19 protein-coding genes and 1 pseudogene are annotated in these 19,051 nt (G+C 64.2%); 7 read left to right on the forward strand and 13 right to left on the reverse strand.

Translation table 11 applies throughout. The features are described 5' to 3' along the window. Positions 1 to 6: 6 nt before the first annotated feature. The 3 genes from metK to lnt form a co-directional block, all read right to left on the reverse strand. Complete coding sequence (metK, locus tag GM909_RS16165) at positions 7 to 1,299, reverse strand: methionine adenosyltransferase (RefSeq protein WP_157017639.1); 1,293 nt, start codon at positions 1,297 to 1,299, stop codon at positions 7 to 9. A gap of 291 nt (positions 1,300 to 1,590) precedes the next feature. Next, a complete protein-coding gene (locus GM909_RS16170) occupies positions 1,591 to 2,007 on the reverse strand; it encodes a helix-turn-helix domain-containing protein (RefSeq protein WP_157017641.1) in 417 nt (138 codons plus the stop codon). Positions 2,008 to 2,142: 135 nt separating this feature from the next. Continuing rightward, positions 2,143 to 3,729 (reverse strand): apolipoprotein N-acyltransferase, encoded by a 1,587-nt coding sequence (gene lnt / locus GM909_RS16175; RefSeq protein ID WP_157017643.1) that lies wholly within the window; start codon positions 3,727 to 3,729, stop codon positions 2,143 to 2,145. Positions 3,730 to 4,005: 276 nt separating this feature from the next. Between lnt and GM909_RS16180 the strand changes: the two genes are divergently transcribed. Next, positions 4,006 to 4,716: a DUF899 family protein gene (locus GM909_RS16180; protein WP_157017645.1), complete on the forward strand. Its 711-nt coding sequence runs from the start codon at positions 4,006 to 4,008 to the stop codon at positions 4,714 to 4,716. 98 nt (positions 4,717 to 4,814) lie between these two features. Here GM909_RS16180 and GM909_RS16185 read toward each other — a convergent pair whose 3' ends face one another. The 5 genes from GM909_RS16185 to GM909_RS16205 all read right to left on the reverse strand — a co-directional run bounded on the left by GM909_RS16185 (position 4,815) and on the right by GM909_RS16205 (position 11,006). Further along, positions 4,815 to 5,948, reverse strand: a complete 1,134-nt coding sequence (locus GM909_RS16185; RefSeq protein WP_157017647.1) for a hemolysin family protein — start codon at positions 5,946 to 5,948, stop codon at positions 4,815 to 4,817. A gap of 10 nt (positions 5,949 to 5,958) precedes the next feature. Then, positions 5,959 to 6,483 (reverse strand): rRNA maturation RNase YbeY, encoded by a 525-nt coding sequence (gene ybeY, locus GM909_RS16190; protein ID WP_157017649.1) that lies wholly within the window; start codon positions 6,481 to 6,483, stop codon positions 5,959 to 5,961. Continuing rightward, positions 6,480 to 7,469 carry a PhoH family protein gene (locus GM909_RS16195; protein ID WP_157017696.1) on the reverse strand — a complete coding sequence of 330 codons (990 nt, stop codon included), beginning with the start codon at positions 7,467 to 7,469 and terminating at the stop codon, positions 6,480 to 6,482. Before GM909_RS16195 ends, ybeY begins: the two co-directional genes overlap by 4 nt. Before the next feature lie 78 nt (positions 7,470 to 7,547). Then, a complete protein-coding gene (gene miaB / locus GM909_RS16200) occupies positions 7,548 to 8,939 on the reverse strand; it encodes a tRNA (N6-isopentenyl adenosine(37)-C2)-methylthiotransferase MiaB (protein WP_235911941.1) in 1,392 nt (463 codons plus the stop codon). Between the two features lie 129 nt (positions 8,940 to 9,068). Next, positions 9,069 to 11,006 (reverse strand): methyl-accepting chemotaxis protein, encoded by a 1,938-nt coding sequence (locus tag GM909_RS16205; RefSeq protein ID WP_198174286.1) that lies wholly within the window; start codon positions 11,004 to 11,006, stop codon positions 9,069 to 9,071. Positions 11,007 to 11,365: 359 nt separating this feature from the next. Here GM909_RS16205 and mbfA point away from each other — a divergent pair, with 359 nt between their 5' ends. Then, entirely contained in the window at positions 11,366 to 12,349 is a 984-nt protein-coding gene (gene mbfA / locus GM909_RS16210; RefSeq protein WP_157017653.1) for an iron exporter MbfA, read from the forward strand. Positions 12,350 to 12,579: 230 nt separating this feature from the next. On the opposite strand, the gene GM909_RS16215 is transcribed toward mbfA, so the two are convergent. The 4 genes from GM909_RS16215 to GM909_RS16230 form a co-directional block, all read right to left on the reverse strand. Beyond that, positions 12,580 to 13,566: a threonine ammonia-lyase gene (locus GM909_RS16215; RefSeq protein ID WP_157017655.1), complete on the reverse strand. Its 987-nt coding sequence runs from the start codon at positions 13,564 to 13,566 to the stop codon at positions 12,580 to 12,582. A gap of 131 nt (positions 13,567 to 13,697) precedes the next feature. Next, entirely contained in the window at positions 13,698 to 14,048 is a 351-nt protein-coding gene (locus GM909_RS16220; protein WP_157017657.1) for an antibiotic biosynthesis monooxygenase family protein, read from the reverse strand. Further along, entirely contained in the window at positions 14,048 to 14,377 is a 330-nt protein-coding gene (locus GM909_RS16225; RefSeq protein WP_157017659.1) for an NIPSNAP family protein, read from the reverse strand. Before GM909_RS16225 ends, GM909_RS16220 begins: the two co-directional genes overlap by 1 nt. An 84-nt stretch (positions 14,378 to 14,461) precedes the next feature. After that, positions 14,462 to 14,680 carry a DUF1127 domain-containing protein gene (locus tag GM909_RS16230; RefSeq protein WP_235911936.1) on the reverse strand — a complete coding sequence of 73 codons (219 nt, stop codon included), beginning with the start codon at positions 14,678 to 14,680 and terminating at the stop codon, positions 14,462 to 14,464. Positions 14,681 to 14,749: 69 nt separating this feature from the next. Between GM909_RS16230 and GM909_RS16235 the strand changes: the two genes are divergently transcribed. The 5 genes and pseudogenes from GM909_RS16235 (at position 14,750) to GM909_RS16255 (ending at position 18,703) form a co-directional block, all read left to right on the forward strand. Then, positions 14,750 to 15,436 (forward strand): ArsR/SmtB family transcription factor, encoded by a 687-nt coding sequence (locus tag GM909_RS16235; RefSeq protein ID WP_157017663.1) that lies wholly within the window; start codon positions 14,750 to 14,752, stop codon positions 15,434 to 15,436. 49 nt (positions 15,437 to 15,485) lie between these two features. Further along, positions 15,486 to 15,590, forward strand: a pseudogene (locus tag GM909_RS16240) (class I SAM-dependent methyltransferase); the annotation flags it as partial. A 129-nt stretch (positions 15,591 to 15,719) separates the two neighbouring features. Beyond that, entirely contained in the window at positions 15,720 to 15,995 is a 276-nt protein-coding gene (locus tag GM909_RS16245) for a ribbon-helix-helix domain-containing protein (protein WP_157017665.1), read from the forward strand. Then, positions 15,995 to 16,279 (forward strand): type II toxin-antitoxin system RelE/ParE family toxin, encoded by a 285-nt coding sequence (locus GM909_RS16250; protein WP_157017666.1) that lies wholly within the window; start codon positions 15,995 to 15,997, stop codon positions 16,277 to 16,279. The genes GM909_RS16245 and GM909_RS16250 overlap by 1 nt, the downstream gene beginning before the upstream one ends. A gap of 249 nt (positions 16,280 to 16,528) precedes the next feature. Next, positions 16,529 to 18,703, forward strand: coding sequence for a malate synthase G (locus GM909_RS16255; RefSeq protein WP_157017668.1), 2,175 nt, complete (start codon positions 16,529 to 16,531; stop codon positions 18,701 to 18,703). 148 nt (positions 18,704 to 18,851) lie between these two features. On the opposite strand, the gene GM909_RS25935 is transcribed toward GM909_RS16255, so the two are convergent. Then, a partial coding sequence (locus tag GM909_RS25935; protein WP_210252579.1) for a hypothetical protein occupies positions 18,852 to 19,051 on the reverse strand: 200 nt, incomplete at its 5' end.

The raw sequence follows: 19,051 nt of genomic DNA on the forward strand, positions 1-19,051 counted from the left end.
CAGTGCTCAGGCCGCGACGGATTCCTTGGCCGTCACAGCTTCCTTGAGCGCCTTGACGAGATCGGTCTTTTCCCAGCTGAAGGAGCCGTCACGGCCCGGCTTGCGGCCGAAATGGCCATAGGCCGTGGTCTTGGCGTAAATGGGCTTGTTGAGGTCCAGGTGACGGCGGATGCCGCCCGGCGACAGGTCCATGACCTGGCGGACGGCCTGCTCGACCGCTTCTTCCGAAACCTTGCCGGTTCCGTGCAGGTCGACATAGACCGACAGCGGCTGGGCCACGCCGATGGCGTAGGCGAGCTGGATCGTGCAGCGCTCGGCCAGCTTGGCCGCGACGACGTTCTTGGCCAGATAGCGCGCGGCATAGGCCGCCGAGCGGTCGACCTTGGTCGTGTCCTTGCCGGAGAACGCGCCGCCGCCATGCGGCGCCGCACCGCCATAGGTGTCGACGATGATCTTGCGGCCGGTCAGGCCGGCATCGCCGTCAGGGCCGCCGATGACGAATTTGCCGGTCGGGTTCACGTACCAGTTGCAGTCCTCGGAAATGCCGATGTCGCCCATCGACAGCGCCTCGCGGATATAGGGCTCGACGACCTGGCGGACCTTCTTGTTGTCCCAGCTTTCGTCAAGATGCTGGGTCGACAGGACGATCTGGGTCACTTCCTTCGGCTTGCCGCCGACATAGCGCACCGTGACCTGGCTCTTGGCGTCGGGGCCGAGCCTGGCCGCCTCGCCTTCGCCGTTCCTGCGCGCCTCTGCCAGGAGTTCGAGAATCTTGTGGCTGTAATAGATCGGCGCCGGCATGAGATCGGGCGTCTCGGTGCAGGCATAGCCGAACATGATGCCCTGATCGCCGGCACCTTCCTCGCCCTGCTGGTCGGACGAGTTGTCGACGCCCTGGGCGATATGGGCCGACTGGCCATGCAGCAACACGTCGATCTTGGCCGTCTTCCAGTGGAAGCCGTCCTGCTCGTAGCCGATCGAGCGGATGGCCTTGCGCGCAGCCGAGCGGAACTTGGACGGGTTGATGACGGGATTGCCGGAAGAGTCGGTGAGAACCTCGCCCGTCGCCTTGTCCTTTTTCAGCAGCGTTTCTGGCACGCGCACTTCGCCGGCGATAACGACCCGGTTGGTCGTTGTCAGGACTTCGCAGGCGACACGGACCTTCCACGGGTCCATTCCCGCCTTCTTCGCCTCGCGATAGACGAGGTCCACGATTTCGTCGGAGATGCGGTCACACACCTTGTCGGGATGGCCTTCAGATACGGATTCGCTGGTAAAGAGATAGTTCATACGTGCCACGGGTGTCCCCTCATGAATGACGCGAAACGGCGGGATTGCCGTTTCGCGTTGATATCTGTTAGCGAAAGCGCGTCGGCCACGTCAAGCCGCATGGACGACACGAACGTCCCGCAACGCGGCTCGGATTTCAGCGAACGGCGGTCCCGCATGGTGCGGCAGACCGCCTCTGACACGGACGCAGCGCGGTCCCTTGCAGACCGACATTCCATTGAAACAAAATCGATGGAACTGTCTGTTCGCTGCTCTATTCGTTCACGCATCGGTGCCCTCCGGGCCATCCGTGCGATCCCTTCAGCCGGCCTCCTCGGACGCGAGCACCCTGACGAGGTCGATGACCTTCCGACGCACCCGCGGATCCGAGATTTTCACAAAGGCGCGATTGAGTTGCAAACCTTCGGAACTGTTCAGAAAATCAACCACATAATTCGCCGATTTGTCCTCGGCGAATCCCGGTGTGGAATTGACGTTGTGCTCGGGTGCATCTTCGAAGAAGAACGATACAGGAACCTTCAGCACGGTCGCAATGGCCTGCAAACGGCTTGCCCCGACCCTGTTCGTCCCCTTCTCATATTTCTGAATCTGCTGGAATGTTATTCCAAGACTTTCACCAAGCTTCTCCTGGCTCATTCCAAGCATGTTCCGACGAAGACGTACACGGCTTCCAACATGGACGTCGATCGGATTCGGTTTCTTTTTGTTTTCTGGCATTTTTTCCTCGCCGTTTCACACGGGCTCGTTGGCTCCACTATGCTCCCCGCCGAACGTCTACCACTGCCCCAGTCTTGCGGCTCCGCTCAACGGACACAACCGTGAGGGTGCTCCATAGTTACCCCTCACGGAATGCTATAAGCGTAGCCTTAGACCTACACTCATACCACAAGCGAGGGTTGCGAAGAACAATATTGTTGCAAGAGAGATACTTCGGCGCGGAATTGTGTCGGCCGGCGGGCGCGTCCGATACGCCACCGTCGCATCGAGCGCACCGACCGCATCGAGCCCGAAAGCGTCGACAATCCGGCCTTTCTCGTCCACGACGGCCGACAGGCCATTGTTGGCGGCGCGGATCATGGGCAGACCGGCTTCCACCGCGCGTACCTGGGCCTGACGGAAATGCTGATAGGGTCCAGGCGTGTCGCCGAACCAGGCGTCGTTCGTCAGATTGACGATCACGTTCGCTCCGACCTCGGCCGGGCGCATCAGTTGAGGAAAGATGATCTCGTAGCAGATCATCGGCAGCAGCCGCGCACCATCGCCCACGGCGATGGCATGGCGGACCGAACCCGGAAAGAACCCGCCGAACGTATCGGCGATGGCGCCTATGCCGAATGCGTCGAACAGGGGCTTGAGCGGAAGATATTCGCCGAAGGGAACGAGATGCACCTTGTCGACGGCGTCGACGATCTCGCCGCGATCGTTGATGGCGGCGACGGCATTGTAATAGCGCGCCGCCGCACCGGGCGTGACCGCAGCCTCGGAGCGCACGGCACCGACCAGCAATTCCTGGCCGTCGGCCAGCATTTCGCCGATGTCCACGAGCATCTGCGCCCGTTCGGCGAGCAGGTAGGGCAGCGCCGTTTCCGGCCACACGACCACGTCCACCGAGGCCTGGGTTTCATCGGGGGCGATCGAAAGGTCGATCAGCCGTTTCAGAATTGCCTCGCGCTGTGCCGGATCCCATTTGCCGTCCTGCGCGATCGACGGCTGCACGATGCGCACCGACAGCGTGGCGTCGGTCTCGTCAGGCGGCGCCGTCAGCCGCGCGGCGCCATAGCCGACATGCGCCACGGCAAGCAGTGCGGCCGCTGCCAGGCCGGCACGCAGATGTTTCCCATCGGCCAGCAGGGCCGGCATGGCGAAGACGAACACGGCCAGGGCGTTCATGCCAAACAGGCCCACCAGATGGACCGACTGCATGAGGAGCGGCAGGGGCATGGCCGCATAGCCCATCGACAGCCAGGGAAAACCGGTGAACAGCGTGGCGCGCAGCCACTCTGCCACACCAAAGCCGAAAGCGAGCGCGGCGATGCGGCCGATGCCGTCGGACCAGAAAAGGCGCGCGATCGCCGTCGCCAGGCCGTAGAAGATCGCCAGCAGGGCCGGGATCCCGAGAACGGCGAAAGGCAGTGCCCAGGCGTGGCTTTCGGCGTCGACCATCAGGGCCTTGCCGACCCACCACAAGCCGAAGCCGAAATAGCCGAGACCGAACCACCAGCCGATGCCGAATGCCGCCCGCAGCCGCCCAAAGACCGTGTCGCGCGGCTCGCCCGTCGCGCCGTCGATCAGCCAGACGATGAGGGGGAAGCAGACGAATCCGACCGGAAAGAAATCGTAGGGCGCCTGCGCAAGCACCAATGCCGAACCCGACAGGAGCGCCACGAGTGTGCGCCGCCATCCCCACATCAGGACGATATTCCCCGCGAGTCTCTCCATGCCCCGTCCAGACAGCGAATCACTATTCAAGATGTACCAGCACGCCGCAACGCTGCCAAACCAACGGCAGCAAAGATGGCGTCAATAAGTCGGCGATCGAGCCACGAAGCCGCACAGCCGGCATTGTATAGGTCCCGGACACCAGCTCGATGCCGTCAGGAGCCTTCAGTATGGATCGCGAGAATGGCGATAGCGTTTTGACACCGACATTTTACGTTGATACCAACATACCACGGTCGAGGGCGACGAGATATTTGGACAACGGGAGGTGTCACGATGACGACGATGACTGATCTGATCCCGGCAGAAACGTTGGCCGAAGGAAACCAGACGCGGTTTCCCAATGAAAGCGATGAATACCGGCGGGCGCGCAACGCGCTGCTGGCCGAGGAGATCGAGTTGCGGCGGCATATAGAGCGTGTAGCCGAAATGCGCCGCCGGCTGCCGCCGGGCGGTGAAATAACCAAGACGTACCGATTTCATGGCGAAGACGGTCCCCGCACCCTGGCCGACCTCTTCGGCGACAAGGATGCGTTGATCATCTACAGCTACATGTTCGGCCCGCAGCGTGGGGCTCTGTGTCCCATGTGCACCTCGCTGATGGGATCGTTCGAGGGCAAGGTGCCCGACATCGAGCAGCGCGTGGCGCTGGCCATGGTCGCCCGCTCGCCGATCGAGCGCCTCGTCGAAGCGAAGAAGGCGCGCGGCTGGACACAGCTCAAGGTCTATTCCGACACCGAGGGCGGCTATACCCGCGATTATGTCAGCGCCGAGGATGCGGATGTTCCCGCCCTCGCCGTCTTCACCCGGCGCGACGGTGCGATTCGTCATTTCTGGAGCGGCGAGATCGGCGGCGACATGGCCGATCCGGGGCAGGATCCGCGCGGCGCGCCGGAACTGGATCCGCTGTGGTTGCTTCTCGACATCACGCCCGAGGGCCGCGGCACGAACTGGTATCCGAAGCTGGAATACGGCACGGGCGCATAGAACACGTACCTTTCGCTCAAACGGAATCTTTTGAGCGAAAGGTATAGGAAAAAGGCCGCCCAAGAGCGGCCGCACGGTCGGCGACAAGGTGTACGGAACTATCCGTCCGCAGGCTCCTTGCTTGCCCTGCGACGCCGGTCGCCCGTGCGCGTCTGCACGATGCGCACGCGTTTGACACGGCGCGGATCCGCATCGAGCACGTGGAACTCGAATCCCGGAATCGGCTGGACGACCTCGCCGCGCGAGGGCACGCGGCCCAGCGCATTGAAGATCATGCCGCCAATCGTGTCGACGTCCTCGGCATGCTCATCCGCGGCAAAGGCCTTGCCGATCTCCTGGGCCACGTCGTCGATCTCCGCCTTTGCGTCGACCACGAAGACCCCGTCGCCGGTCTGGACGATGCGGGGCTGATCATCGTCGTCATGCTCGTCTTCGATGTCGCCCACCACGACCTCGACAATATCCTCGAGCGACGCCAGGCCGTCGGTACCGCCATATTCGTCGATTACCAGGGCCATCTGGATGCGCGCGGCGCGCATGCGGTTCATGAGGTCGGAGGCGAGCATTGAGGGCGGCACGAAGAGCACGTTGCGCGTCAGGTTCAGCTCGCCGATCGTGCGGCCCAGATCGACATTGGCCAGGTTGAGCTCGCCAACCTTCTCCTGGCTTTTGCCCGAAGCCTTTTGCGTTGCCTTGTCGACCGTCTTGCCGGCAGCCTTTTGCGGGGCCTTGTCGGCGCTCCGCCTGGTGCTGCGGGCGCGCTTGATGTGTGCGGTCTTGGTGATATTGGCCACCACGTCGCGGATATGCACCATGCCGCGCGGGTCATCCAGGGTTTCCGAATAGACGGGCATGCGCGAATGGCCCGACTGCTCGAACAGTTTCAGCAGTTCACCCAGCGTGGTCGACAGATCGACCGCCTCGATGTCGGCGCGCGGCACCATGACGTCCTCGACCCGCACCTCGCGCAGCCTGAGAATGTTGTGCAGCATGGCGCGCTCGCCGGGCGAGAAGCTGGCACTGTCTTCTTCGCTCTCGGCAAGAGCATCGGCCAGGTCCTCGCGCAGGCTCGAACCGTTGCGCGTTCTGAAAAGATTGGCAATTCGCTGGAAGAGGGACGGCCCGCCATTGCGCTGCGGTCCCTCGGTACTCTGCCCGTCTTCCGTCTGCCCGGAAGCCGGGGCCTCGCCGCCGGTTTCGGGCGCAGCGGCGGATTGCGCATTGTCGTTCATCGTCGTCCGGTCAATTGTTCTCGTCAGTTACCGCATAAGGGTCGGCAATGGCAAGCGCTGCCAGTATGGATCGCTCAGCCTCCTCCATTGTCTCCGCCTCCGCGTCATTTTCGTGATCATAGCCCACAAGATGAAGAAATCCGTGGACGATCAGATGTGTCAGATGGTGATCGAGGGGCTTTCCTTCCAGATCGGCCTCGTTGCGGACGGTCTCGCTTGCCAACACGATGTCGCCAAGCATGGGCGGCACCTCGCCCTGCCCGGTGCTTGGAAAGGCGGGAAACGACAGGACGTTCGTCGCCTTGTCCTTGCCGCGCCATTCGGCATTGAGGGCACGGATTTGTGCATCGTCGGCAAACAGTACGCCGAGTTCGACCGGCCGATCGATCTTCAGCCCGAGGACCGATATCGCCGCCGCCACGGCCGTCTCGGTCAGGCCGCGCAATGTCGTCTCGTCCGGCCAGTCGCCCGCCTCGACCGCAATGTCGATTTCCACGCCGGCCGCGGATGCCGGCCGCTCTGCGCCTTGGTTCAAACGGATTCCTCGCCCTTGCCGGCCATGCCTACGCGATCATAGGCCCGCACGATCGCCGCAACCAGCGGGTGACGCACGACATCCTGATCCTCGAAGCGCACCGTGACGATGCCGGGCACGCCGTCCAGCACGTGCAGCGCCTCGACAAGGCCGGAACGCGTGTTGGCCGGCAGGTCGATCTGGCTCGGATCGCCGGTGACGATCATGCGTGCATTTTCGCCGAGCCGGGTCAGGAACATCTTCATCTGCATGGAGGATGTGTTCTGCGCCTCGTCCAGGATGACGACGGCATGGGCCAGCGTGCGGCCGCGCATGAAGGCAAGCGGCGCGATCTCGATGACGCCTGCGGCAAGCGCCCGTTCGACCTTGTCGGCCGGCATCATGTCGTAAAGCGCATCGTAGAGCGGGCGCAGGTAGGGATCGACCTTCTCCTTCATGTCGCCGGGCAGGAAGCCCAGCCGTTCGCCCGCCTCCACGGCCGGGCGCGACAGGATCACCCGCTCCACCAGCCCGCGTTCGAGCATCATCGCCGCATAGGCGACGGCCAGGTAGGTCTTGCCGGTACCGGCCGGGCCGATGCCGAACACCAGGTCGGCACGCTCGAGCGCGCGCATATAGGCGTCCTGGTTGGGCGTGCGCGCATAGATGGTGCGCTTGCGGGTGGCGATCTGGGCAGCGGCCATCTTGCCCTTCTTTTCCAGTGTCGGCAGCGTCAGCTGATCGTCGGCGGCAATCGCCATGCGGATGGCGCCGTCGACATCCGACGGCGAGAGCTCCGCGCCCTGCTGCGCCATCGCATAGAGATGGTCGAGGGCGCGCCGGGCCTGTTCGGCCGTCACCGCGCTTCCCTTGATGGAAAGCTGGTTGCCCTTGGAGCGAATGTCGACACCCAGTTGCTGCTCGAGCCTGGCCAGGTTCTCGTCGAACTGGCCGTAGAGAACGCCGGCATGCTTGTTGTTGTCGAAGGTGAGCACGATGTGGGCCATGTCGGAGGCCCCGGTGGGGGTAGTCTTGAGCTGTGCTGCAGCGGTCAACCGATTCTCCTGCGATACCCCTGCCCTTGCCTACATCGCTTCGGCAAAGAGGCTGTTTGCCCCTGTTCGCGTGATTCGAACATCTACAATGTCGCCTATTTCGCCGGCCTTTTCATCAAGAATCACCGGCATGAGCCAAGGCGAGCGGCCGACCCACTGGCCGGGCGCGCGGCCCGGCTTCTCGATCAGCACATCGCTCTTGCGCCCGACGAGCCCGCGGGCGAAGGCCTGCTGCTGCTCGGTCAGGAGAGCCTGGAGGCGCTGCAACCGTTCACCCTTGGCATCCTCGTCGACATGGCCGTCCATCTCGGCGCCCGGCGTGCCGGGCCTCGGTGAATATTTGAACGAGAATGCCTGCACGAATGTGACATCGCGCACGATCTGCATCGTCGCCTCGAAATCCGCCTCCGTCTCGCCGGGAAAGCCGACGATGAAATCGCCCGACAGCGCGATATCGGGCCGCGCCGCGCGGATGCGCTCGACAAGGCGCAAATAGTCGGCGGCGGTGTGGCGGCGGTTCATCGCCTTCAGGATGCGGTCGGAGCCGGCCTGCACGGGCAGATGCAGATAGGGCATGAGGATGTCGAGATCGCGATGCGCCGCAATCAGCGCGTCGTCCATGTCGCGCGGATGGCTGGTGGTGTAGCGCAGACGCGCAATGCCGGGGATTTCGGCCAGCCGGAAGAGAAGCTCGCCGAGGCCCCATTGCCGTCCGTCCGGTCCTTCGCCGTGCCAGGCATTGACGTTCTGGCCCAGAAGCGTGATCTCGCGCACGCCGGATTCGGCCAGGCGCTCGGCCTCGGCAACGACCTGCGCCACCGGGCGCGAGACTTCCGAGCCGCGCGTATAGGGCACGACACAGAAGGTGCAGAACTTGTCGCAGCCTTCCTGGACGGTGAGAAAGGCCGTCACGCCGCGCCCGCGCACCGCCGCCGGCCTGGGCCGCGGAAGGTGCTCGAACTTGTCCTCGATCGCGTAGTCCGTCTCCAGCACCCTGCCGCCGGCACGCGCCTTGCGCACCGCGTCGGGCAGCCGGTGATAGGTCTGCGGGCCGATGACGATGTCGACCACCGGCGCGCGGCGCATGATCTCCTCACCCTCGGCCTGGGCGACGCAGCCGGCCACGCCGATCACCGTCTCGCGGCCCGATTTGGCGCGTTCGGCCTTGAGCTGGCGAATGCGGCCGAGTTCGGAATAGACCTTTTCGGCCGCCTTCTCGCGGATGTGACAGGTGTTGAGCAGCACCAGATCGGCATTCTCGATCTCGTCCGTCGCGGCATAGCCGTCGGCCGCAAGCGCATCGGCCATGCGCTGCGAATCGTAGACGTTCATCTGGCAGCCATAGGTCTTCACGAAGACCTTCTTTTGCCGTTCGCCCGACACCGTGTTTTCAGCGGCGTCGATCACGCCTGCATCCTGCATGTTCGTCATGGCCGTCCACTTAGCGTTTTTTGATGCAAATGGACAGGGGGGAGCCTTGCGACAAAAGAAGAACCGCGCCCCGGGAAGAGCGCGGTTCTTCTACAGTCATCGAAGACGTGGGGGCGGAGGTCAGAATTCCTCCCAGCCGTCTTCGTCGACCTGCGTCCTTTCGACGGCGGACTGGCCGCGCCCGCCGACCGTCTTGAGCTGGGCGACGGGCGCGCTCGCCCTTGCCACCGGCGCCGTCATGCGGGCCGACGCGGCGTGCTGGTCGGCCGACGCGTTCAGCCTGAAGCGGGCGATCAGCGTGGCCAGTTGCTCGGCCTCGCGGGCCAGCGAATGGCTCGCCGCCGTCGACTGCTCGACCATTGCCGCGTTCTGCTGCGTCACCTGGTCCATCTGGTTGACCGCCACATTGACTTCGCCGAGCGCCGTCGACTGATCCTGCGCCGAAGACGCGATCGCGGTCACCAGATCCGACATCTCGGTCACCTGGGTGACGATCTGGTCGAGCACCTCGCCCGTCTGACCGACAAGGCCGACGCCCTGGTTGACCTGCTCCGTCGAGGTCGAGATCAGCGCCTTGATCTCCTTGGCCGCTTCGGCCGAGCGCTGGGCGAGCGCGCGCACCTCCTGGGCCACGACTGCAAAGCCCTTGCCCGCCTCGCCGGCGCGCGCCGCCTCGACGCCGGCATTGAGCGCCAGAAGGTTGGTCTGGAAGGCGATCTCGTCGATGACGCCGATGATCTGGCCGATCTCCTCCGACGACTTCTCGATCTTGGCCATGGCGTCGACCGCCTCGCGCACCACGGCGCCGGACTTCTCCGCCCCGCCGCGCGCAGCACCGGCAACCTGCTCGGCCTCGCGGGCGCCGGTCGCCGTCTTCTTCACCGTCGAGGTGATCTGGTCGAGCGCGGCCGCCGTCTCCTCCAGGCTCGCCGCCTGCTGCTCGGTGCGCCGCGATAGGTCGTCGGCCGCCTGGCTGATCTCCCCGGTGCCGGTGCGCATGGCGCCGATCGCACCGGAAACCGTGGCCATCGTCTCTTCGAGCTGGCCCATGGCGCTGTTGAAGTCGGCCTTGAGCTGCGCCGTCTTGGGCGCGAACTCCGCCGCGATGCGGTAGGAGAGATCCCCCTTGGCGAGCGCCGCAAGCCCTTCGGCCAGAGCGGTCACCGCGACCTGGTCCTCCCTGGCCGCCTTGGCCTTGTCGGCCTCGGTGCGCTCCCGGTCGGCTTCCGCCCCCTCGCGCAATTCCACCGCATGCGCCTCGACGCGCAGCTTCTCGATCGCCGCGTCCTTGAACACCTGGACGGCCTGCGCCATTTCGCCGATCTCGTCGCCGCGGCCCGTCGCCGGAACCTCGACTTCGTTGTCGCCCGAGGCAAGGCGCCCCATGGCCGCCGTCAGGGCGCTCACCGGCGCGGCAATCATGCGGGCAAGCATGAAGCCGAGCGCAGCGGCCAGAAGCACCGACAGAACGAGGCCGGCATAGAGCGCGACGGCGGCCTGCGAAACGGCGCCTGCGAGCGCGGACGCCTGCACGGCGTTCTCCTTGACCTCGGAGCTCGAGATGGCATCGATGCCGTCTTCGATGGGGGCGATCAATGAATCCGCGCTGCCGCTCGGCCCGACCATCTCCACCGCCTTGAAGCGGGAGATGGGATCGGCGGCAAGCTTCATGCCGGCGTCGATGACCTCGGCGCGGTAGATGTCATAGTCGGCAACGATGCGCTCGACATCCGCCTGACGCTGCGGATTGACCGCCAAAAGGCCGCGCAATTCGGCCAGGCTGTTGCGCATCGTGGCCTCGTGATGCTCGATCCGCTCGAGATAGTAGGGGTCCTGCGAGAGCAGGTAGCCGCGATAGGAGTTCTCCACCCGGGCCAGTCCCATCCGCGCATTCAGCGCCGCTCCGGCGGCTTCCTTCGAGATTTCGGCCGTGGCCTGGGCCCGGTCGATGCGTGACAGGTTCCATAGCGCCGCGGAGCTCATGGCCACGATGATGGCGACGACCGCCACGAAGGCCCCGGCCAGCTTGGCCGATATTTTGACGTTGTTGAGAGACAAGACAGACCTCGCGATTCACATTGGAGCAAGCTCCGTCCCGCGTTGCCTGAGACGGACTGCGCTGACTGGATAACGGGAGACTGCCGACCATGGCCCGGTTGCCCGCGCTGATCACCGCGCGCGCTCTTGTTCTTATGGGACCATCGGCAATTCGATTAGAATTTGCGACAAAACACGGCTACGGCCTGGCGATGAATTTAGCGTTAACACAACCGGGAGGTGGCGATGCCAGGCATGCCGTCTGGCGCGCATATCTTTGCTTCAAACGATTCCGTTGGAGCGGGACATGTTCTAAGCGCATTGCAATCGCAACTTCGATACCGTAGTTTAGAATTATTCTAAACAGGAACGATGAACCCATGTTGTCCCGTGTCTTCGGCTTCGGCCGCCGCACCTTCGCCTCTTTGTCCGAGCAGGAAATCCTCGCTCTCGCCATCGCGTCGGAAGAAGATGACGGGCGGATATACCGTGCCTATGCCGATGCGCTGAGCGAAGAGTTTCCCCATTCGGCGGCCGTCTTCGAGGCGATGGCGGAGGAAGAAGATAGCCATCGCGCCGCCCTGATCGAGCTCCATCGCAAGCGGTTCGGCGAGCGCATTCCGCTCATTCGCCGCGACCATGTGAAGGGGTTTTACGAACGCAAGCCCGACTGGCTGGTGCGCCCGCTGGGAATCGATCACGTGCGCCGCCAGGCCGAAGCCATGGAACGCCAGTCGCAGCGCTTTTACGACGAGGCGGCCAAGCGCACCACCGACGCTTCGACGCGCAAGCTTTTGGGCGATCTTGCAGCCGCCGAGATCGAGCACGAGAGCCTAGCGCAGCGTCTGCAGGAAAAGCACGTGCCCAAGAAGGTGCGGACGGAGGAGACGACGGCCGAGCGGCGGCAGTTCATCCTTACCTATGTGCAACCAGGCCTGGCCGGCCTGATGGACGGCTCGGTCTCGACACTGGCGCCGATTTTTGCCGCCGCCTTCGCCACGCACGATACGTGGAACACCTTTCTGGTCGGGCTCGCCGCCTCGATCGGCGCGGGCATTTCGATGGGCTTCACCGAGGTCGCTTCCGACGACGGCAGGATCTCCGGGCGCGGCTCGCCGATCAAGCGCGGGCTGACGACCGGCATCATGACGGCGCTCGGCGGGCTCGGCCATGCCCTGCCCTATCTCATCCCCGATTTCCGCACCGCGACGACGGTCGCGGTCATCGTGGTCTTCTTCGAGTTGTGGGCCATCGCCTTCATCCAGAACCGCTACATGGAGACACCATTCTGGCGCGCCACGCTCCAGGTGGTGCTGGGCGGGGCGCTGGTCTTCGGCGCCGGGGTGCTGATCGGCAATGCGTGAGAGGGAGGGAAATTGCTTCCTCCCCTTCAAGGGCAGAGCAATCGCATTTGCCCCCTCCACCATGAATGGAGGAGGATCCGCGGCGGCGCCACCGGCTCCTCCCCTGCGAAGCGGGGGAGGGGGACCGCCGAAGGCGGTGGAGGGGGTACAACGATCCATATGCGATTGCCATTCCCCTTGATGGGAAGGGTTGGCCTGCGAGATTGCCGGCCGGGACGACAGGGTCAAATTCAAGCCGCAATCAGCCTGGCATAGGCGACGGGATCGACATTGCCGCCGGACAGCACCACCACGACGCATTTGCCCTCGATGTCGATCTCGCCCGATGAAAGCGCGGCCAGCCCGACGGCACCGCCGGGCTCGACGACCAGCTTGAGATGAAGCGCGGCATCGCGCATGGCCTGCGCCGTTGCCGCATCTGAAACGGCGATGGCGCCTGCCAGATGGCGCCGGTTGATCTCGAAGGTGATTTCGCCCGGCGACGGGGTCAGGATCGCATCGCAGATCGATGTGTGCCCGGGCTCGTTCGCCACGCGCCGGTCTGCCGCCAGCGAACGGCGTGTGTCGTCGAAACCTTCCGGCTCCACCGCCCAGACCGCGGTTTCGGTCAAGCGCGCCTTGACGGCAAGCGACAGGCCGGCAATCAGCCCGCCGCCGCCGCACGGCGCGACGACGATATCCAGCGCGGCGCCCAAGCGCTCCATGTCCGCCAGGATCTCGAGGCCGAGCGTGCCCTGTCCGGCAATGATCGCCGGATCGTCGAAAGGCGGCACGAGGATGCGGCCTGCATCCATATAGGGCTTCACGACGGCCATGCGGTCGTCGGCGAAACGGTCGAAGCGGATGACGCTTGCGCCCATCGCCTCGACATTGGCGACCTTCACCTGCGGCGTGTCCGAGGGCATCGCGATCACCGCATCGACGTCGAACATTCCGGCCGCGGCCGCAACGCCCTGGGCATGATTGCCGGAGGAAAAGGCGACCACGCCACGCCCGCGCTCGTCAGGAGACAGTTGCGATATCCGATTATAGGCCCCTCGAAACTTGAACGACCCGGTGCGCTGCAGCACCTCCGGCTTGAACAGGATGCGGGCATTGAAACGGTCATTGAGGGCCGGCGATTCGATCAGCGGCGTCCGGACGGCAAGACCCGCCAGGCGGTCGGCCGCCTTTTCAATATCCGCAACGCTTGGCGCGGACGCCTGATGCACCGTCATGGCCGGACCCTCTCTTCTCCTGTGCGCTAGAGCAAGCGAACGCGCGCTAGCAGTCGGCATTGTGCGCAACCGCGCCGACCTGGCCAGCAAATTCATGTCACGGTGACAATCGATGCCGGCCGGACAGCCCGTCAGGCCTCGTCGTGAACGGTCCGGCTGTCGTCCGGCGCCTCTGCGCGTTCATCGATCCCATAGTCTCGAACCACATGCGCGATCCGCAGCCGGTAGCCGGCAAAAATCCCGCCGCGTCCTGCCTTCTGGGCCTCGCGATGCTCGTCGGTGTTGCGCCAGGCCTTGACTGCCTCCTCGTCGCGCCAGAAGGACAGCGACAGGATGCGGCCCGGATCGTTGAGGCTCTGGAAGCGCTCGATCGAGATGAAGCCGTCGATCCCCTCGAGCAGGGGCCGCAGGTCGGCCGCGATATCCAGATAGGCCTCGCGGCGTCCCTTGGCCGGCTCGACTTCGAAGATTACGGCGATCATCACGTTCCTCCTTGTGCATGCGGGGCGGAAGCAAGCTTCAGGAAGATGCGGTCTTCCTTGAGGATGAAGCGCTCCTTGCGCGCGAATTCGTAATTCTCCCTGCCGAGCGGGTCGGAGGCAAGCCGGGCGCGATAGGCTTCATAGGCGGCCAGGCTGTCGATCGTATAGACTCCGTAGGCGGTCGTGGCGGAGCCTTCATGCGGGGCGAAATAGCCGATCAGGTCGGCGCCGCAGCGCGGGATGGCCTGGCCCCAATTGCGCGCATACTGTTCGAAGGCTTCGCGCTTGAAGGGGTCGATCTCGTAGCGAATGAAACAAGTCATGCTCATATCGGTTCTCCGGGTTGGCGGTCAGCCATACTTTGGCGCAGGGCGAAACATGGCGTTGCAATTACTGGTACGATGGTCAAAGGATCATGCCTTGGTGGACCAGACGATCTTGGCGCATTCGCGCTCGACGTCGCGCCGCGTGAGCCCGATATCGTCGAGCAGCCGGTCATCGAGTTCGGCCAGCGCCTGGCGCTGCAGCCAACGGTCATAGGCCGAAGCGACGGCGATGCAGGCGCGACGAAACCGGCGCATCGTATCGGAGCGCGGCCGATGGACGGCAAATGGCAGGCTTTTGACGGTCATGGTCATCTCCCTTTGGCCGCTCCGATCATAACCGTTGCATGACAACAATGCTTCGACTAAGATCAAACCATGCGCGACGGACCCGATATAGCCCGCATTGCCAGCCTGGTCGGCGACCCGGCCCGCGCCAACATGCTGATGGCGCTGATGGACGGCGGCGCACTGACGGCGAGCGAACTGGCTCTGGAGGCCGGCGTGTCCCTTTCGACGGCAAGCTCGCATCTGTCGAAGATGATGGATGGCGGGCTGTTGAAGCTCGCCAGCCAGGGTCGGCACCGCTATTTCAGCCTCGCAGGAGGCGAGGTGGCTGCCATGCTGGAATCGATCACCGGCGTCGCCGCCGCCGTCGGCCCGAAACGCACCCGACCCGGCCCGCGCGAAGAGGCCCTGCGCCAGGCACGCGTGTGCTACGACCATCTGGCCGGTGCGCAGGCCGTCGAGATGCTGGAAAGCTTCGTCTCGCGCGGCGTGCTGATCGGGGATGACGATGCACTGAAGCTCGGGGCGCGGGGCGCGGCCTTTTTCGCCGAACACGGTATCGACACCGCCGCCATGGCGGCAAGACGCCGTCCCGTCTGCCGCAGTTGTCTTGACTGGAGCGTGCGCCGCTCGCATCTGGCCGGCGCGCTGGGCGCTGCGATCCTCGATCGTATCCTGAGCGAAAAATGGGCCCGCCGCGACCCCGGCAGCCGGGTCGTGCGTTTCACGCCGCCCGGCCGGCTTGCCTTCGAGAAGGCGTTTCTTGCACCGAATTGAGCGGCGGCACATTCCGTTTTCGAGATGATCGCGCACAAGGGACGGTGCGATGGTACAGAACATTTACGATCGACCGGACTTTATCGCCGGTTACAGCCGCCTCCCGCGATCCGTACACGGCCTGGCCGGCGCGCCCGAATGGCCGGCCGGCCGCCGACAATCCGCGCTGAAAACACCCGGCCGGCCCGGCTGCGAGAAGGCATTTCTCTTGGCTGAACGACAGCCGTGCTTGCCGTTGGTAGTAAACTTGCCTACCGTTGTCTCCATCAGGAGTTGATGACCCATGGGTAAAGTAGAGAAAGTCAGCGTCGCGATTACCGCTGAAATGGCGGCCACGGTCCGCGATGTGGTCGAGTCCGGCGAATATGCGAGCGCCAGCGAAGTGATGCGCGACGCATTGAGGGGTTGGAAGCTGCGCCGTGCCGAACGTGCCCAGGCGATGACCGAAATCGGCCGGCTTTGGGACGAAGGCATCGCAAGCGGCCCTGCCCGGGACGGGGAAGAACGATTCTCGGCCATCAAGCAACGGCTCGAAGCCGCTCCGCCATCCGACTCCTGATGGGGTTCACACTTCGTCCTCAGGCCGAGGCAGACATCGAAACGATTGCGCGCCACATTGCTGCGGACAGTCCGCCTGCAACCTTGCGCCGGTACGACAAGATACTATCAGCATGCCGGCAGCTGGGCGACATGCCGGGCACGGGCGTCGCGCGCTTCGACATCAGGCCACAACTTCGCATGCTGCCGGTCGGCAACTATCTGCTGCTCTATCGCGAAACCGAAGAGGGAGCGGAAATCGTGCGTGTCATTCATGGCGCACGCGAGTGGTGGAAACTCCTTTGAGACCACCCGGTCCGCAAGCCGATTGCAACCCACCTTTTCCCCAACGGAAAAAGTGCTTGATACCTTTGACGAATTGACGGCAATCGCGCGCGCGTGTTGAAGGGCGCGCGAATTGACCGCAAACTGGCAGAGCGCCGTGCGTCCATTCGGATTGCACAAGGGTCGCTCTGCACTTGGAATTTTCGCATCGTGCTTTCCGGGATCGATTTCGATTGTCGGGCCGATGCGCCCGGCAACAGGAGCTGCGCAATGAACGATCGCATCGAGATCGACGGCCTGAAGATCGCCCGCGAACTGCACGATTTCGTCGTCGAGGAGGCCCTGCCCGGCACCGGCATCGAGGCCACCGGCTTCTGGTCTTCGCTTTCGGAGATCGTGCATGATCTGGCGCCGAAAAACCGTGTACTGCTCGAAAGGCGGGATGAATTGCAGGCCCGCATCGACCAGTGGCATCGCGACAATGGCGCGCCGGGCGACCTGGAGGCCTACAGGGACTTCCTGAAGGAGATCGGCTATCTGCTGCCGGAGGGCGAGGATTTCGCCATATCCACGGCCCATGTCGACACCGAGATCGCAACCGTCGCCGGCCCGCAGCTCGTTGTGCCGGTGACCAACGCCCGCTATGCGCTCAACGCCGCCAATGCCCGCTGGGGCTCGCTCTACGACGCGCTTTACGGGACCGATGCGATCCCCGAGAGCCACGGTGCTGAAAAGGGCGAGAGCTACAATCCCGTGCGCGGTGCCAGGGTGATCGCCTGGGCGCGCGATTTCCTCGACCGCAGCGCGCCGCTGGCGACCGGTTCCTGGGCCGATGCGACCGGCTTCGCCATCGCCGGAGGCGGCCTTGCCGTGCGCACCGAAGGCAGCGCCTGCACGCTCGCCGACGCGGCGCAGTTCGTCGGCTATCGCGGCACGCCCGCCGCGCCGACGGCGATTCTCCTGCGCAAGAACGGGCTGCATGTCGAAATCGTCATCGACGACGAGCACCCGATCGGCAAGACCGACCGGGCGAGCGTGGCCGACGTGATCCTGGAGGCGGCGGTCACCACCATCGTCGATTGCGAGGATTCGGTTGCCGCCGTCGACGCGCAGGACAAGACGCTGGTCTACCGCAACTGGCTCGGCCTGATGAAGGGCGATCTGAGCGAGGAGGTGTCGAAGGGCGGCAAGACGTTCACCCGCGCACTCGACGAGGACCGCTCCTATACGACGCCCGACGGGGGCACGGTGACGCTGCCCGGCCGTTCGCTGCTGCTGGTGAGGAATGTCGGCCACCTGATGACCAATCCGGCGGTTCTCGACCGCGACGGCAACGAGGTGCCGGAAGGCATTCTCGATGCCATGGTCACGAGCATGATCGCATTGCACGATATCGGCCCCGAAGGCCGCCACGCCAATTCACGCGCAGGCTCGGTCTATATCGTGAAGCCAAAGATGCATGGGCCCGAAGAGGTCGCCTTCGCGACAGACCTCTTCGCCCGCGTCGAAGACGCGCTCGGCATGGCCAAGAACACGCTGAAGATGGGCATCATGGACGAGGAACGGCGCACGACGGTGAACCTGAAGGAGGCGATCCGCGCCGCGGCCGAGCGCGTCTTCTTCATCAATACCGGCTTCCTCGACCGCACCGGCGACGAGATCCACACCTCCATGGAGGCCGGAGCGATGATCCGCAAGGGCGACATGAAACAGTCGAGCTGGATCAAGGCCTATGAGGACTGGAACGTCGATATCGGGCTCGAATGCCATCTCGACGGGCACGCGCAGATCGGCAAGGGCATGTGGGCCATGCCCGACATGATGGCGGCGATGCTGGAGCAGAAGATCGGCCACCCCAAGGCGGGCGCCAATACGGCATGGGTGCCCTCGCCGACGGCGGCCATCCTGCACGCCACGCATTACCACAGGGTCAATGTCGCCGCCGTGCAGGAGGAACTGAAAGACCGGCCGCGCGCCAGCCTGGACGACATCCTGTCCGTGCCGGTGGTCACGCGGCCCAATTGGAGCGAAGAAGAAAAGCTGCAGGAATTGCGCAACAATGCGCAGGGCATTCTCGGCTATGTCGTGCGCTGGATCGACCAGGGGGTGGGGTGCTCCAAGGTGCCGGACATCAACGATATCGGCCTCATGGAAGACCGCGCCACGCTGCGCATCTCGTCCCAGCACATGGCCAACTGGCTGCATCACGGCGTCGTCAGCGAGGACCAGGTGATGGCGGTGATGAAGGAGATGGCGGCGGTCGTCGACCGGCAGAATGCGGGCGACCCGCTCTACCGTCCGATGGCGCCGGATTTCGAGGCCTCGATCGCCTTCCAGGCCGCCTGCGACCTTGTCTTCAAGGGCCGCGAGCAGCCGAACGGCTACACCGAGCCGGTGCTGCATGCGCGCCGGCTGGAGCTGAAGGCGCGCGACCGGGCGGCCTGACACCCGCGTCGAGTCAGACACAGCTTGTTTGCCGGCCGCGTTTTGCCTAGATCGGCTCACCTTTTCACGGAATCGGTTCGCCGATCTAACCTTTTGATTCGACGCAATTCCGAACGGAGAACCGGTTTCCACTTCTCCTGGAATTGCTCTAGCGCATGCCCCGCTCAAACGGTGACGTTTGAGCGAAAGGTACATGCTCCAACATATTGATCTGGCGCGCATATCTTTGCTTCAAACGTTTCCGTTTGAAGCAAATGCGCGCTAGCAGGTTGCTGAAGAAGCCGCCAATTTTGCCGGCATTTCTTTGATGGGCGTTTTCTGGCGTGTCTTTACGTGATCCTTGCGATG

It is taken from the genome of Mesorhizobium xinjiangense (assembly GCF_009749525.1).
In the GTDB taxonomy this organism is placed as follows: domain Bacteria; phylum Pseudomonadota; class Alphaproteobacteria; order Rhizobiales; family Rhizobiaceae; genus Mangrovimarina; species Mangrovimarina xinjiangensis.

Bases quoted from the DNA above. Each gene is read 5' to 3' on its own strand.
- GM909_RS16230 (WP_235911936.1), bottom strand. From the start codon at position 14,680: ATGACCGTCAAAAGCCTGCCATTTGCCGTCCATCGGCCGCGCTCCGAT.
- GM909_RS16215 (WP_157017655.1), bottom strand. From the start codon at position 13,566: ATGACGGTGCATCAGGCGTCCGCGCCAAGCGTTGCGGATATTGAAAAG.
- mbfA (WP_157017653.1), top strand. From the start codon at position 11,366: ATGTTGTCCCGTGTCTTCGGCTTCGGCCGCCGCACCTTCGCCTCTTTG.
- miaB (WP_235911941.1), bottom strand. From the start codon at position 8,939: ATGCAGGATGCAGGCGTGATCGACGCCGCTGAAAACACGGTGTCGGGC.
- GM909_RS16255 (WP_157017668.1), top strand. From the start codon at position 16,529: ATGAACGATCGCATCGAGATCGACGGCCTGAAGATCGCCCGCGAACTG.
- GM909_RS16195 (WP_157017696.1), bottom strand. From the start codon at position 7,469: ATGGCCCACATCGTGCTCACCTTCGACAACAACAAGCATGCCGGCGTT.
- lnt (WP_157017643.1), bottom strand. From the start codon at position 3,729: ATGGAGAGACTCGCGGGGAATATCGTCCTGATGTGGGGATGGCGGCGC.
- GM909_RS16180 (WP_157017645.1), top strand. From the start codon at position 4,006: ATGACGACGATGACTGATCTGATCCCGGCAGAAACGTTGGCCGAAGGA.
- GM909_RS16170 (WP_157017641.1), bottom strand. From the start codon at position 2,007: ATGCCAGAAAACAAAAAGAAACCGAATCCGATCGACGTCCATGTTGGA.
- GM909_RS16185 (WP_157017647.1), bottom strand. From the start codon at position 5,948: ATGAACGACAATGCGCAATCCGCCGCTGCGCCCGAAACCGGCGGCGAG.
- GM909_RS16220 (WP_157017657.1), bottom strand. From the start codon at position 14,048: ATGATCGCCGTAATCTTCGAAGTCGAGCCGGCCAAGGGACGCCGCGAG.
- GM909_RS16235 (WP_157017663.1), top strand. From the start codon at position 14,750: ATGCGCGACGGACCCGATATAGCCCGCATTGCCAGCCTGGTCGGCGAC.
- GM909_RS16225 (WP_157017659.1), bottom strand. From the start codon at position 14,377: ATGAGCATGACTTGTTTCATTCGCTACGAGATCGACCCCTTCAAGCGC.
- GM909_RS16245 (WP_157017665.1), top strand. From the start codon at position 15,720: ATGGGTAAAGTAGAGAAAGTCAGCGTCGCGATTACCGCTGAAATGGCG.
- GM909_RS16250 (WP_157017666.1), top strand. From the start codon at position 15,995: ATGGGGTTCACACTTCGTCCTCAGGCCGAGGCAGACATCGAAACGATT.